Below are 13,761 nucleotides of genomic sequence, written 5' to 3'. Positions count from 1 at the left end.
AGGAATGAATCTTTCGCTAACTATAGGGCCTAGCCCCGTGACCGCGCTACAGTTTCCCGTTGAAAAAGGTGAACCATGAAGGCGGTGCCCACGACCGGCGCGATCAGGTTCACGATGGGGACCGAGAAGAGGAAGGTGATCACCACCCCGGCCAGCATGAATTGGCGCTTGCGGGACAACCAAAGCTTTTTCATCTCGTCTCGGCCCAGCCGGCGCACGGCGACCAGCTCGAAATACTCCCGCCCGAAGAGATACCCGTTCAGAAGGTAGAAGAGCACCAGATTGAGCCCGGGTATGAACAGGAAGATGAGATAGAAGGGCAGCGCCGCCAGGTTGAGGCCCACGGTCACCAGGCCCAGCTTCACCGCGTCGCCCAGCATTTCGGAGACCGGCTGTTCGCGGGCCGGCGGCAGGGCGGGGTAGTGCCTCTCCTCCACCGCGCCGGCGACCTGATCCATGAACAGCGGCACGATCATGGAGACCACGCCGGGAAAGACCAGGAAGGAGACCACGATCAGCAGCAGGAACCCGCCGAGCGTCGCGATCCAGTCCGCGATGTCCGACCAGGGCGAGCCCCAGCCGGCGCCCTCCACGAAGGCCGCCAGGCTGTCGCCGCCCAGCGTGACCAGGAAGCCGAGCCCGGCCCAGAGCGCGAAGAAGATCACCAGCGCCAGGCCGAGCGACCAGAAGAGGACCCGGCGCACGCGCGGGTCGGAGAGCTGGGAAAAGGCCTTGCCGAGTGCAGAAAACATGATGGCGGCATATAGGCGCGGATGGGTGGCGAGCGCAAGGCCCGGCTTGCCGCGACACGGAGCGCTGGCGTACTCTCCGCCGCAATCGGTTGGACCGAAACTTCAATGGATAAGAGGACCTGGCCTCCATGACCGAACTGCGATTCGACGTCCTGGGAATCGGCAACGCCATCGTGGACGTGCTCACGCGCGCCGATGACGCCTTCCTGGAGGGTGAGGGTCTGGACAAGGGGGTCATGACCCTGATCGACAGCCACCGCGCCGAAAGCCTCTATGGCGCGATGGGGCCGGCGCACGAGATCTCCGGCGGTTCGGCGGCCAACACCCTTGTGGGCGTGGCGCAGTTCGGCAGCGACGCCGCCTTCATCGGGCTGGTCCGCAACGATCAGCTCGGCGGCATCTTCCGCCACGACATCCGCGCCTCGGGCGTCAGTTTCGAGACGCCCGCCGCGCTCGAAGGGCCGCCGACCGCGCGCTGCCTGATCTTCGTCACGCCGGACGCCGAGCGGACCATGAACACCTTCCTGGGCGCTTCGGTCCACATGTCGCCCGATCTGGTGGACGAGGCGCTGGTCGCCGCCGCCAAGGTGACCTATCTGGAGGGCTACCTCTGGGACGCCGAGCCCGCCAAGCAGGCCTATCTGAAGGCGGCCAAGGCGGCGCACGCCGCGGGCCGCGAGGTGGCGCTCAGCCTCTCCGACCCCTTCTGCGTCGAGCGTCACCGCGCCTCCTTCCTGGAGCTGGTCGCGAGCCATGTCGACATCCTCTTCGCCAACGAGGCGGAGCTGACCTCGCTCTACGAGGTGGAGAGCTTCGACGAGGCGCTTCAGCGCGTGCGCGGACACTGCAAGATCGCCGCCCTGACCCGCAGCGAGAAGGGCGCTGTCATCCTTTCCCAGGATGAATTGCACGTGATCGACGCCGTCCCAGTGGAGAAAGTGGTGGACACGACGGGGGCTGGCGATCTATTTGCTGCGGGATTCCTCCACGGCTACACCAAGGGCCTGGGCCTCGATCTTTGCGGGCGCCTGGGCGCGCTGGCTGCTGCGGAGGTGATTTCCCATTACGGCGCGCGCCCGGAAACCAACCTGGCCGAGCTGGCCAAGCAAAGGCTCTAGGCCGGGCTCGACGCGCCCCTGTTGAGCCGCCCTCATGAGGCGGCGGAAGCGAGAAGCGAAATGAGCGGCGACATCCGCAATCTGGCGATCATCGCCCACGTCGACCATGGCAAGACCACCCTGGTCGATTCCCTGCTGCGCCAGTCCGGCGCGCTGCGCGCCAACCAGCAGATGGACGAGCGCGCGATGGATTCCAACGACCTGGAGCGCGAGCGCGGCATCACCATCCTGGCCAAGTGCACCTCGGTGGAATGGAAGGGCACGCGCATCAACATCGTCGATACGCCCGGCCACGCCGATTTCGGCGGCGAGGTGGAGCGCATCCTCTCCATGGTCGACGGCGTGATCCTTCTGGTGGACGCCGCCGAGGGCCCCATGCCCCAGACGAAGTTCGTCACCATGAAGGCGCTGAAGCGCGGGCTGAAGCCCATCGTGGTGGTCAACAAGGTCGATAAGCCGGACGCCCGCCCCTTCTGGGTGCAGGACGCGGTCTTCGACCTTTTCGCCGCGCTTGAGGCCGACGAGGAGCAGCTTGATTTCCCGACGCTCTTCGCCTCGGGCCGCAACGGCTGGGCCGTGAACGAGCTGGAGGGCGAGCCGCGCGAGAACCTTCACCCGCTGTTCGACTGCATCCTCCGGCACGTGCCCCTGGCCAAGGGCGACGATTCCAAGCCCTTCGCCATGCTGGCGACGACGCTGGAGTACGATCCCTTCCTGGGCCGCATCCTGACCGGGCGCATCCAGCAGGGTGTCGCGCGGGTCAACATGCCGCTCCACGCATTGTCGCGTGACGGCAAGGTCCTGGAGCAGGCGCGCCTCACCAAGCTGCTGGCCTTCCGCGATTTGCGGCGCGAGCCGGTCGAGGAGGCGCGCGCCGGCGACATCGTCGCCATCGCCGGTTTCACCAAGCCGACCGTCGCGGACACGCTCTGCGATGTTTCCCTGCGCCAGCCGATCGACTCCCAGCCGATCGATCCGCCGACGCTGGCCATGACCTTCTCGATCAACGATTCGCCCCTGGCGGGCCGCGAGGGCGACAAGGTCACCTCGCGCCTGATCCGCGCGCGCCTTCTGCGCGAGTCCGAGGGCAACGTGGCGATCCGCGTCACCGAGACCGCCGACAAGGACGCCTTCGAGGTGGCCGGGCGCGGCGAGTTGCAGCTCGGCGTCCTGATCGAGACCATGCGGCGCGAGGGCTTCGAGCTTTCCATCAGCCGTCCGCGCGTGCTGTTCCGCAAGGACCCCGAAACCGGCGAGCGGCTGGAGCCCATCGAAGAGGTCCAGGTCGACGTGGACGAGGCCTATTCCGGCGTGGTGGTCGACAAGATTTCCCAGCGCAAGGGCGAGATGCTGGAGATGAAGCCTTCGGGCGGCGGCAAGGTGCGGCTGGTCTTCCACGCGCCCGCCCGCGGCCTGATCGGCTATCACGGCGAGTTCCTGACCGACACCCGCGGCACCGGCATCATGTCGCGCATCTTCTCCCACTTCGCGCCCTACAAGGGCGCGGTGCAGGGGCGGCGCGAAGGTGTCCTGATCTCCATGGAGGGCGGCGAGACCGTGGCCTATGCGCTCTGGAACCTGGAGGAGCGGGGCGAGCTCTTCATCGGGCCCGGCACGCCGGTCTACGAGGGCATGATCATCGGCGAGCACAGCCGGGGCAACGACCTGGAGGTGAACCCGCTGAAGGGCAAGAAGCTGACCAACGTGCGCGCCTCCGGCAAGGACGACGCCGTCACGCTGACGCCGCCGCGCCGGCGCAGCCTGGAAGAGGCGCTCAGCTACATCGAGGACGACGAACTGGTGGAGGTGACGCCCAAGTCGATCCGCCTCCGGAAGCGTCTGCTCGATCCGCATGCGCGCAAGAAGGAAAGCCGCTTGAAGGATGCCGTCTGAGGGCAAGGGACAGAACGCCGCTCTGGGCGACACGGGCCGCCGTTCCTGGCGGGAAGCCTTCGAGATTTATCTGCACCCGCGCGTCCTCGGCATGCTGTTCCTCGGCTTTTCGGCCGGGCTGCCCTTCCTTCTGGTCTTCTCGACCCTCTCGGCGTGGCTGCGCGAGGCGGGCGTTGAGCGGGCGGAGATCGGCTTTCTTTCCTGGGTCGGCATCACCTATTCCATCAAGGTCTTCTGGGCGCCGGTCGTCGACCGGCTGCCGATCCCGCTGCTGACGCGGGCGCTGGGCCGCCGCCGCTCCTGGATGCTGCTGGCCCAGTGCGGGATCGCCGTCGGCCTGATGGGGATCGCCGTGGCCGACGTCGGCTTGGGCGTCGGGGCCGTGGTCTTCGCCGCCCTGCTGGTCGCCTTTTCCTCCGCGACGCAGGACGTCGCCATCGACGCCTACCGCATCGAAGCAGCCGAGGAATCGGTGCAGGGGGCCATGGCGGCGACCTATCAGTACGGCTACCGCATAGGGCTTCTGGCGGCCGGCGCGGGCGCGCTTTTCATCGCCGACTTCGCGAGCTGGTTCTGGGCCTACGCCGCCATGGCGGGGCTGGTCGGGGTCGGCATGGTCACGGTGCTGGTGATCCGCGAGCCCGAGGGCAGCCTGACGCGCGGCGCGGTGCTGGAGGAGCCGGAGGTGCAGGCCTTCATGAGCCGCCTCTCGATCCAGGCCGAGGGCGCGCGCCGCGCGCTCGGCTGGTTCTACGGCGCCGTTGTCTCCCCCCTGGTGGACTTCTTCAAGCGCAACGGCTGGCTGGCGCTGCTGATCCTGGGGCTGGTCGGCACCTACCGCCTTTCGGACATCACCATGGGCGTGATGGCCAATCCCTTCTACATCGACCTCGGCTTCACCAAGACCGAGATCGCCGCCGTCGCCAAGGGCTACGGCCTCTTCGCGGGCTTCGCGGGCACCTTCCTGGGCGGCCTGCTGGTGGCGCGCTACGGCATAATGAAGCCGCTCTTCCTCGGCGCGGTGCTGATGATCGTCACCAACCTGCTGTTCGCATGGCTGGCGGTGCTGGGGGCCGACCTCGGCTTCCTGATCGTCACCATCTCGGCGGACAACCTGGCGGGCGGGCTCGGCGGCACGGTCTTCATCGCCTATCTCTCCAGCCTCACCAACCGGGCCTATTCGGCGACGCAGTACGCGCTCTTCTCCTCGCTCTTCACCCTGCCGGGCAAGTTCGTCGGCGGCTGGTCGGGCGTGGTGGTGGACAGCGCCGGATACGTGAACTTCTTCATCTATGCCGGTCTTCTCGGCATTCCGGCGGTTCTGCTGGTGCTGCTGATCGCCCGCTATGGCAGACGCCTGCTGCCGAACCCCGGCGGGGCCTGAGCGCCGTGGCGCGGCGCATCGCGGAGGACCTGTGGCTGCTGGAGTCCAAGGTCTCCATGCTGGGCATGAACCTGCCCTGCCGCATGGCGATCGTGAAGCTGGCGGAGGGCGGGCTCTGGCTGCACTCTCCCACCAAGCTGGATGAGGCGGCGCGCGCGGCGCTGGAGGAAATCGGCGGTCCGGTCGTCTGGCGGGTCGCGCCCAACCTCTTCCACCATGTCTTTCAGGGCGACTATCAGGCGGCTTTCCCGGAGAGCAGGCTGATCGCGCCGCTGGGCCTCGCCAAGAAGCGCCCGGACCTGAAGATCGACGCCGTCTTTGAGAAATCCGGCCCGGCGCCCTTCGGGCCGGAGATCGAATGCTATCCTGTCCCCGGCACGCCGGGGCGCGAGCGGGTCTTCCTGCACAAGCCCAGCCGCAGCCTGATCGTCACCGACCTCGCCTTTGCGACCGACGGCAGCTTTTCCGCCTTCGGGCGCCTCTATGGCCGCCTGACCGGGATCGACGGGCGGCTGGGGGTGCCGATCCACCTGCGCCTGCTCTACCGTAAGCGGGCGGCCATGGCCAAGGCGCTCGACGCGCTGCTGGAGTTGGACTTCCGGCGCATCGTCCCGGCGCACGGCCCGGTCATCGAAGAGCAGCCGAAGGAGGCCTTGGCAAAGGCCTTCGCGTTTCTCAGGTAGAAGAGCATGGACGAGGGACAGACACTCGAGCTACAGCGCGGCGACATCACCACGCTCGCCGTGGACGCAATCGTCAACGCGGCCAACGAACGCCTGGCCCCTGGCGGCGGCGTCTGCGGTGCGATCTTCGCCGCGGCGGGCCCGAGGCTGGGGGACGCCTGCCGCGCGCTGGGCGGCTGCCCGACCGGAGAGGCGCGCATCACGCCGGGCTTCGAGCTTCCCGCGCCCTTCGTGATCCACGCCGTCGGGCCGATCTGGCAGGGCGGCGGCCTGGGCGAGCCGGAACTGCTGGCGAGCTGCTATGAGACCTCGATCGCGCTGGCGGCGGAGAACCGGCTGACCTCCCTCGCCTTTCCGGCGATCTCCACCGGCATCTACGGTTACCCGCCGGAAGCGGCCGCGGAGGTCGCGCTGGCCGCCTGCCGCCGGGCGCTGGCGCGCTATCCGGAGGTGCGCCGGGTGGTCTTCTGCGTCTTCGACGAGAAAACCGAGGCGCTCTACCGCCGTTTGCTCGGCTAGTTCAACTGTTCCAGAAAGCGCCGCGCCTGCGCCGCCGCCGGGCTGTCGGGGGCTTGCCGCAGAAGCGTCTCGAGGTCCGCGCGCGCGGCGTCCAGGTTCCCCAGCGCGCCTTCCGCCAGCGCGCGTTCCAACAGGCCCTCCGGCAGGTTCGGCGAGAGCGTCAGCGCCTCCTCCGCGTTCTCCAGCGCCAGTTCCGGCACCTCCAGACGGCGGTAGAGGCTGGCCCTGAGCGCCAGCACGTCGGCGGCGTCCGGCGCCAGTTCGTGCGCGCGGTTCAGGTCGTCCAGCGCCTCCCAAAAATCCTCCTGCGCGCTCCGGGAAAAGGCCCGGTCGACGTAATACTCGGCCTTTCCGGGATCGAGGAAGATGGCTTCATCCTGAGCTTCCAGGGCTTTCTCCTCCTCGCCCGCGAGGGACCAGGCCTGCCCTTCCAAGGCCGCCAGCGTGCCGCGCAGTTCCGGCGCTTCGCCCGCCCGGCCCGCGCCGATCCGCGCCTCGGCCAGCCAGGGTGCGGCCTCCGCGGGCCTGTCGAGCAGCAGCAGGGCGAGGCCCCCGCAATGGTCGGCGCGCCAGTCGTCGCCGTCCTCCTCGCGCCAGAGCCGCGCCTCGTTGAAGGCGAACTCCCTTGCGCTTTCCGCCAGTTCCAGGCAGCGCGCGTAGCGGCTCTTCTCCTGGGCCTGGGCAGGTCCGGAAAACGCCGTCGCAAAGGCCAGCGCGAGCGTCAGCAGGAAGAGGGCGGCAAGGGGGGGTCTGCGATCCATGACGGCGCGACTCTGGCGCTCCGCCGCCTGCATGGCAAGTGGCGCTTGTCGGGACTCTGGGAGCAGCCTAGATTCTCTTCCATGAGCGCGACCCCGGCCCCTGGAAAACTCTTCTGTTTCGGCCTCGGCTACGTCGGGCGGCGGCTGGCCGAGAGCCTGCTGGCCCAGGGCTGGCGCGTGGCGGGCACGACCCGCTCGCTGGAGAAGGCCCGCGCCATGAAGGCGCTGGGGATCGAGGCGCACATCTTCGACCGGGGCCATCATCTGGCCGACCCCCAGCGCATGCTGGCCGGGACCACCCACCTTCTGACCACCATCTCCCCCGACGAGCAGGGCGACGTGGTGATCGACCAGTGCCACGAGCGCCTCGCCGACCTGGCCGCCGACGAGCGGCTGGTCTGGGCCGGGCTGATCTCCACCACCGCCGTCTACGGCGACACGCAGGGCGCCTGGGTCGACGAGGACGCGCCCCTGAAGCCGAGCGGGGAGCGGGGCCGCCGCCGAGTCCGGCAGGAGGAGGCCTGGCGCGGCCTGGCGCTGCGCGCGGACTTCCCGCTGCACATCTTCCGCCTGCCGGGGATCTACGGGCCGGGGCGCAGCGCGCTGGAGGAGGTGAAGGCGGGCCGCGCGCGGCGCATCGACAAGCCCGGCCAGGTCTTCAGCCGCATCCATGTCGAGGACATCGTCGGCGCGCTCACGCACTCCATGAAGAAGCCGGATCCCGAGGGCGCGGTCTACAACATCGCCGACGACCGCCCGGAGTCCGCCTCCGAGGTGACGGCCTACGCCTTCAGGCTGCTGGGCAAGACCCCGCCCGCGCCGATCCCCTTCGAGGAGGCGGCCAAGGGCATGAGCCCCATGGCGCTCTCCTTCTACGCCGACTGCCGCCGCGTCTCGAACACCAAGATGAAGGAGGAGTTGGGGTACACGCTCAAGTACCCCGACTACGAGGCGGGCCTGAAGGCGATCCTGGCTCAGGCGCCGAGCTGAGCCAGCAGCCGGTCCAAGGTCGCTTCCAACCTGACGATGTCCTGAGGTTCGGAGAGGCGGTGGCCGGCGCCCTTGACCAGGGTCAGTTCCACGTCCTCGCTGTCGATCATCTGCATCAGCTTGGTGGAGACGTCCCAGGGCACGTCCTTGTCCTGATCGCCGTGGATGAGGCGAAGCGGGCAGGTGAGGGGGATGGGCCCGCGCAGCAGCAGGTTCTTCCGCCCCTCCTCGATCAGCTTCAGGGTGATGCAGTAGCTGCCCTCGTCCTCGTACTCCGAGGCCTGCTGAAGGACACCCTCGCTCTCCAGCTTGCGCCGGTCCTCGACCGAGAGCCAGCTCCAGATCAGGTCCTCGGTGAAGTCCGGCGCGGCGGCGAGGCCGACGAGGCCCGCGAGGCGCTCTTTTATCTGCAAGCCCACCAGCAGCATCATCCAGCCGCCCATGGAGGATCCGATCAGGATCACCGGCCCTTCGGTCAGGGTTTTCACCGCCGCCAGGGCGTCGCCCGCCCAAAGACCGATGGTTCCTTCCTCGAATTTTCCGCTCGAAGCCCCATGTCCTTGGTAGTCGAACCGCAAGAAGGCGCGTCCCGTCCGCTTGGCGTAGGCCTCCAGCGCCGTCGCCTTGCTGCCGGTCATGTCCGAGGAGAAGCCGCCCAGGAACACCAGGGTCGGTCCCGCCCCCTCGGTCTTGTGGTAGGCAAGGCGTACGCCGCTGGGCAGGTCGAGGTAAGAGGGGGCTTGGCCGTCCGTCATGCAAATCCCTTTCCGCAACTCCCAAAAGAGGGCATAAGCTCGAACCATCATGTCATCCGGCCCCATAGACAAGTCAAAATCAGGCACCGCCGAGACCGGCTCGCACTTGGAGAGCGCCTATGTAGGCGGCGCCTACAATCCCGAGGCCGCGCCCGTGCCGCGCGCTCCGCGCGTGCTTCAGGTCCTGCCCGAGCTCTCCTCCGGCGGCGTGGAGCGCGGCACGATCGAGGTCGCGGGCGCGCTGACCGACGCTGGCTGGACGCCGCTGGTCGCCTCGGCCGGCGGGCAGATGGTCTATGAGTTGCAGCGCATCGGCTGCGAGCACATCGACCTGCCGCTGGCGACCAAGAACCCCTTGAGCATCCGCAAGAACAGCGAGCGGCTGCGCCGCCTGATCCGCCAGCAGGGCGTCGATCTGGTGCACGCGCGCAGCCGCGCCCCTGCCTGGAGCGCCTATTGGGCCTGCAAGGCCGAGGGCATCCCCTTCGTCACCACCTTCCACGGCACCTATTCCCACGGCAGCCAGCTCAAGCGGAAGTACAACTCCGTCATGGTGAAGGGCGATCTGGTGATCGCCGTGTCCGAGCACATCAAGCGGCACATCATGGAGGTCTACGACTGCCCGGAGCAGAAGATCCGCATGATCCACCGCGGCATCGACACGCGCTTCTTCGCGCCCGAGGCCGTCTCGGCGGAGCGCGTGATCCAGTTGACCCAGCAGTGGAACCTGCCGGAGACGCGGCCGCTGATCCTGATGCCGGGGCGTCTCACCCGCTGGAAGGGGCAGACGCTGCTCCTCAAGGCCCTGGAGACCATGAAGGACCTGGATTTCGTCTGCGTCTTCGTGGGCTCCGACCAGGGCCGGCGCGCCTACCGCGACGAACTCAACACGCTGATCAAGGCGCGCGGCCTGGAAGACCGGGTCTGGATGGTCGATCACTGCAACGACATGGCCGCCGCCTACATGCAGGCGAACGTCGTGGTCTCCCCCTCGCTCGACCCGGAGGCCTTCGGGCGGGTCATCGGCGAGGCCCAGGCGCTGGGCCGCCCGGTGGTCGCCTCGGCCCACGGCGGCGCGCTGGAACAGGTCATCGAAGGCGTCACCGGACGGCTCTTCAAGCCGGGCGATCACGAGGACCTGGCCAAGGGCCTGCGCTGGGCCCTCACCCTCTCCGCCCATCAGCGCGAGCAGGTCGCCGCGGCGGCCATAACCCACATCCGCCGCAACTTCACCAAGGAGCGGATGACCGACGCCACGCTCGAGGTTTACGCCGAGTTGCTAGCGCCCCGCTTGACTTGATACCGCCAAGCCATAAAGTTCCCCCGCGCCGCCCGTCTCCGGGCGGCTTTCACGCTGTTCTGTAAAGCTTCAGCACGCCAGGAGATGAAGGCGCCATGTCAGGCTCAGAGGTCACGATCACGCTTCCGGACGGTTCCCAGCGCAGCTATCCGCGCCCGGTGACCGGCGGGACCGTGGCCGAGTCCATCGGCCCGGGCCTCGCCAAGGCCGCGCTCGCGGTCAAGGTGGACGGGCAGCTGCGCGACCTGTCGCGCGAGATCGAAGACGACGCAGCGCTGGAGATCGTCACCAAGAAGCAGACCGAAGACGCGCTCGACCTGCTGCGCCACGACGCCGCGCACGTCATGGCCGAAGCGGTGCAGGAGCTCTATCCCGGCACGCAGGTCACCTTCGGTCCGGCGACCGAGGACGGCTTCTACTACGACTTCGCGCGCGAGGAGCCCTTCACGACCGAGGACCTGGAGAAGATCGAAGAGCGCATGCACGAGATCGTGGAGCGCAACGAGACGATCGAGCGGGAGGTCTGGGACCGCGAGGAGGCCATCGAGTACTTCAAGAAGATCGGCGAGAAGTACAAGGCCGAGCACATCGCGACCCTGCCGCAGGACGAGGTCATCACGGTCTACCGCCAGGGCGACTGGCTCGATCTCTGCCTGGGGCCGCACCTGCCCTCGACCGGCAAGCTGGGGCACGGCTTCAAGCTGCTGCGCGTCTCCGGCGCCTACTGGCGCGGCGACGCCAGGAACGAGCAGCTGCAGCGCATCTACGGCACCTGCTGGGAAGACGAGAAGCGCCTCAAGGCCTACCTCACCATGCTGGAGGAGGCGGGCAAGCGCGACCACCGCAAGCTGGGCCGGGAGATGAACCTCTTCCATCAGCAGGAAGAGGCGGTCGGCTCGGTCTTCTGGCACCCCAAGGGCTGGACCTTCTACCGCACGGTGGAGAGTTACATGCGCCGCCGTCTGGAGGCCGCCGGGTACGAGGAGGTCAAGACGCCGCAGCTGATCGACCGGCAGCTCTGGGAGGCTTCGGGCCACTGGGAGAAGTTCCGCGAGGCCATGTTCATCGCCGAGTCCGAGGACCGGATCCTGGCGGTGAAGCCCATGAACTGCCCCGGTCACGTGCAGATCTTCAAGCAGGGGCTGAAGTCCTACCGCGACCTGCCGCTGCGCCTGGCCGAGTTCGGCGCCTGTCACCGCAACGAGCCCTCGGGCGCGCTGCACGGCATGATGCGCGTGCGCGCCTTCACCCAGGACGACGCCCACATCTTCTGCACCGAAGACCAGATCATCGGCGAGACGGAGATCTTCTGCGAGCTGCTGAAGTCGGTCTACAAGGACTTCGGCTTTGAAAGCGTGCGGGTGAAGTTCTCCGACCGCCCGCCGGTGCGCGCAGGCTCCGACGAGACCTGGGACAAGGCCGAAAAGGCGCTGATCGAGGCGACCGAGGCGGCGGGGCTGGAGTATTCGCTCAACCCCGGCGAGGGTGCGTTCTACGGACCCAAGCTGGAGTTCGTTTTGACCGACGCCATCGGGCGCGACTGGCAGTGCGGCACGCTGCAGGTGGACTTCGTGCTGCCCGAGCGCCTGGACGCCACCTACATCGGCGCGGACGGCGGGCGGCACCGCCCGGTCATGCTGCACCGGGCGATCCTGGGCTCCTTCGAGCGTTTCCTGGCGATCGTGATCGAGCAGTACGCGGGCCGCTTCCCGCTGTGGCTGGCCCCGGTGCAGGCGACGGTCGCGACCATCACCAACGATGCCGACGGCTACGCCCGCGAGGTGCAGGCCAAGATGGCCGCCGCGGGCCTGCGCGTGGAGACCGACCTGCGCAACGAGAAGATCAACTACAAGGTCCGCGAACTGTCGCTCGCCAAGGTGCCGGTGATCGCCGTCGTGGGCCAGCGCGAGGCGGAGGAGGGCAAGGTCGCCCTGCGCCGCCTGGGCGGCCAGCAGCAAGAGATTCTTGCGCTTGACGACGCCATCGCTAGACTGAGGGAAGAAGCGCTGCCGCCTGCCTGACGGCGGTTACGGGGCTGTTCCGCGAAGAGCGGCGGCCCCTTGCTGTTTGGCAGGATGCCAGGATGCCGGCCGGGAAAGGCGACCGCACAAGGTCGCGAGGCTCCGGGCAGCAGGCGGCGCGAGACGGTAACATCACGAATAGAAACAGGAGATTCGTCCATAGCAAGGCCACCGATGAATGCCGCGCCCACCCGCGAGGGTCCGCGTGTCAATGAACTGATCACCGTGCGAGAGGTGCGCGTGATCGACGCCGAGGGGGAGAACCGCGGCGTCCTCTCGATTTCCGATGCCATGAAGCTTGCCGAGGATTCCGGTCTGGATCTCGTCGAGATCTCGCCGAACGTCGACCCGCCGGTCGTCAAGGTGATGGACTACGGCAAGTACAAGTACGAGGCCCAGAAAAAGAAGAACGAGGCCAAGAAGAAGCAGAAGGTCATCGAGATCAAGGAGATCAAGATGCGCCCGAACATCGACCAGCACGACTACGATGTGAAGATGCGGGCGGTGAACAAGTTCCTGGGCGAGGGCGACAAGGTGAAGGTCACCCTGCGCTTCCGCGGCCGTGAAATGGCCCACCAGGACCTGGGGCTCGCCTTGCTCCACAAGGTACGCGACGAACTGGAAGAGATCGCCAAGGTCGAGCAGCACCCCAAGCTGGAAGGCCGCCAGATGATCATGGTGATCGCGCCCCGGTAAAGCCGCGCGGCGCCAAGGACCGGAGGAGGTCCGGCGCAAGGACAGCAGACGGGGGCGGTTTCTTTTCGGAACCGCCCCTTTTCCTTTGGCCACGAGGCAGCGTTCCTTGACCCAAAGGCTGCCGGGAAGCCCTTGCCATCGGCCTTTCTCCCGGCTATAACCCCGCGTCTCTCGAAAGAGGGCTTTAAGAGCGGCGGGCTTTGTTACGGGCATGCCCGGTCGCTTTTCATTTGGTTCATCGACCAAGCACCAGAACTCAAGAGGATGACGAAATGCCCAAGCTGAAGACCAATTCGAGCGCCAAGAAGCGCTTTCGTTTGACCGGCACCGGAAAGGTCCGGATGAACTTCGCAGGTAAGCGACACAACCTTCGCAAGCGCACCCAGAAGATGAAGCGCAAGGCACGCGGCACGCAGATCATGGCCGCTTCCGACGCTCAGTTCGTGCGCCGTTATTTCCTGCCCAACGCCTGACCAGGCGTTGCCGAGCAGCGATTACCGATTAAAGAAGGAGTGCCGTCATGGCCCGCGTTAAAAGGGGCACCACCGCCCACGCCAAGCACAAGAAGGTCATCAAGGCAGCCAAGGGCTACCGTGGCCGCAACAAGAACATCTTCCGCGTCGCCGTGGAGAAGGTCGAAAAGGGTTGGCAGTACGCCTACCGCGACCGCCGCGCGCGCAAGCGCAGCTTCCGCGCGCTCTGGATCCAGCGCATCAACGCCGGTGCGCGCGAGCACGGGATGACCTATTCCCAGCTCATGGACGGCCTCAACAAGGCCGGCATCGAGCTGGACCGCAAGGTCCTCTCCGACATCGCGATCCGCGAGCCCGAGGCCTTTAAGTCCCTCGTGGACCAGGCCCAGGCCGCCCGCGAGAGCGCCCAGAAGTAA

General features: G+C 67.4%; 14 protein-coding genes. 11 read left to right on the top strand and 3 right to left on the bottom strand.

The genetic code is table 11. From position 1 onward, the window contains the following. Positions 1-29 precede the first annotated feature (29 nt). A complete protein-coding gene (locus P8X75_01115; GenBank protein ID MEJ1993798.1) occupies positions 30-752 on the bottom strand; it encodes an EI24 domain-containing protein in 723 nt (240 codons plus the stop codon). A gap of 128 nt (positions 753-880) precedes the next feature. Between P8X75_01115 and P8X75_01110 the strand changes: the two genes are divergently transcribed. Genes P8X75_01110 through P8X75_01090 form a run of 5 tightly spaced genes read left to right on the top strand, consistent with a single transcriptional unit; the run spans position 881 to position 6,349 of the window. Continuing rightward, positions 881-1,870, top strand: a complete 990-nt coding sequence (locus P8X75_01110; protein MEJ1993797.1) for an adenosine kinase — start codon at positions 881-883, stop codon at positions 1,868-1,870. A gap of 60 nt (positions 1,871-1,930) precedes the next feature. Beyond that, the gene (gene typA, locus P8X75_01105; protein ID MEJ1993796.1) at positions 1,931-3,763 is read left to right on the top strand and encodes a translational GTPase TypA; all 1,833 of its coding nucleotides are present in this window, start codon (positions 1,931-1,933) and stop codon (positions 3,761-3,763) included. After that, positions 3,753-5,147: an MFS transporter gene (locus tag P8X75_01100; GenBank protein MEJ1993795.1), complete on the top strand. Its 1,395-nt coding sequence runs from the start codon at positions 3,753-3,755 to the stop codon at positions 5,145-5,147. The genes typA and P8X75_01100 overlap by 11 nt, the downstream gene beginning before the upstream one ends. A gap of 5 nt (positions 5,148-5,152) precedes the next feature. Further along, the gene (locus P8X75_01095; protein MEJ1993794.1) at positions 5,153-5,830 is read left to right on the top strand and encodes a DUF4336 domain-containing protein; all 678 of its coding nucleotides are present in this window, start codon (positions 5,153-5,155) and stop codon (positions 5,828-5,830) included. Between the two features lie 6 nt (positions 5,831-5,836). After that, positions 5,837-6,349, top strand: a complete 513-nt coding sequence (locus P8X75_01090; GenBank protein MEJ1993793.1) for an O-acetyl-ADP-ribose deacetylase — start codon at positions 5,837-5,839, stop codon at positions 6,347-6,349. On the opposite strand, the gene P8X75_01085 is transcribed toward P8X75_01090, so the two are convergent. After that, on the bottom strand, positions 6,346-7,110 hold the full coding sequence (locus P8X75_01085) for a tetratricopeptide repeat protein (protein MEJ1993792.1): 765 nt from the start codon (positions 7,108-7,110) through the stop codon (positions 6,346-6,348). The two genes, P8X75_01090 and P8X75_01085, sit on opposite strands and share 4 nt — an antisense overlap. A gap of 81 nt (positions 7,111-7,191) precedes the next feature. On the opposite strand from P8X75_01085, the gene P8X75_01080 reads away from it, so the two are divergent. Next, entirely contained in the window at positions 7,192-8,100 is a 909-nt protein-coding gene (locus P8X75_01080; GenBank protein ID MEJ1993791.1) for an SDR family oxidoreductase, read from the top strand. Here the strand turns inward: P8X75_01080 and P8X75_01075 are convergent. Beyond that, positions 8,085-8,855: an alpha/beta hydrolase gene (locus P8X75_01075; protein MEJ1993790.1), complete on the bottom strand. Its 771-nt coding sequence runs from the start codon at positions 8,853-8,855 to the stop codon at positions 8,085-8,087. The genes P8X75_01080 and P8X75_01075 overlap by 16 nt on opposite strands. A 49-nt stretch (positions 8,856-8,904) precedes the next feature. On the opposite strand from P8X75_01075, the gene P8X75_01070 reads away from it, so the two are divergent. The 5 genes from P8X75_01070 (at position 8,905) to rplT (ending at position 13,761) form a co-directional block, all read left to right on the top strand. Further along, on the top strand, positions 8,905-10,155 hold the full coding sequence (locus P8X75_01070) for a glycosyltransferase family 4 protein (protein ID MEJ1993789.1): 1,251 nt from the start codon (positions 8,905-8,907) through the stop codon (positions 10,153-10,155). A gap of 95 nt (positions 10,156-10,250) precedes the next feature. After that, a complete protein-coding gene (gene thrS, locus P8X75_01065; protein MEJ1993788.1) occupies positions 10,251-12,176 on the top strand; it encodes a threonine--tRNA ligase in 1,926 nt (641 codons plus the stop codon). A 174-nt stretch (positions 12,177-12,350) separates the two neighbouring features. After that, positions 12,351-12,872 carry a translation initiation factor IF-3 gene (gene infC, locus P8X75_01060; GenBank protein MEJ1993787.1) on the top strand — a complete coding sequence of 174 codons (522 nt, stop codon included), beginning with the start codon at positions 12,351-12,353 and terminating at the stop codon, positions 12,870-12,872. A gap of 272 nt (positions 12,873-13,144) precedes the next feature. Beyond that, positions 13,145-13,345, top strand: a complete 201-nt coding sequence (rpmI, locus tag P8X75_01055) for a 50S ribosomal protein L35 (protein MEJ1993786.1) — start codon at positions 13,145-13,147, stop codon at positions 13,343-13,345. A 47-nt stretch (positions 13,346-13,392) separates the two neighbouring features. Next, positions 13,393-13,761, top strand: coding sequence for a 50S ribosomal protein L20 (gene rplT / locus P8X75_01050; GenBank protein ID MEJ1993785.1), 369 nt, complete (start codon positions 13,393-13,395; stop codon positions 13,759-13,761).

It is taken from the genome of Limibacillus sp. (genome assembly GCA_037379885.1).
In the GTDB taxonomy this organism is placed as follows: Bacteria; Pseudomonadota; Alphaproteobacteria; order Kiloniellales; family CECT-8803; genus JARRJC01.
This window is presented reverse-complemented; position numbering and strand designations above follow the sequence as displayed.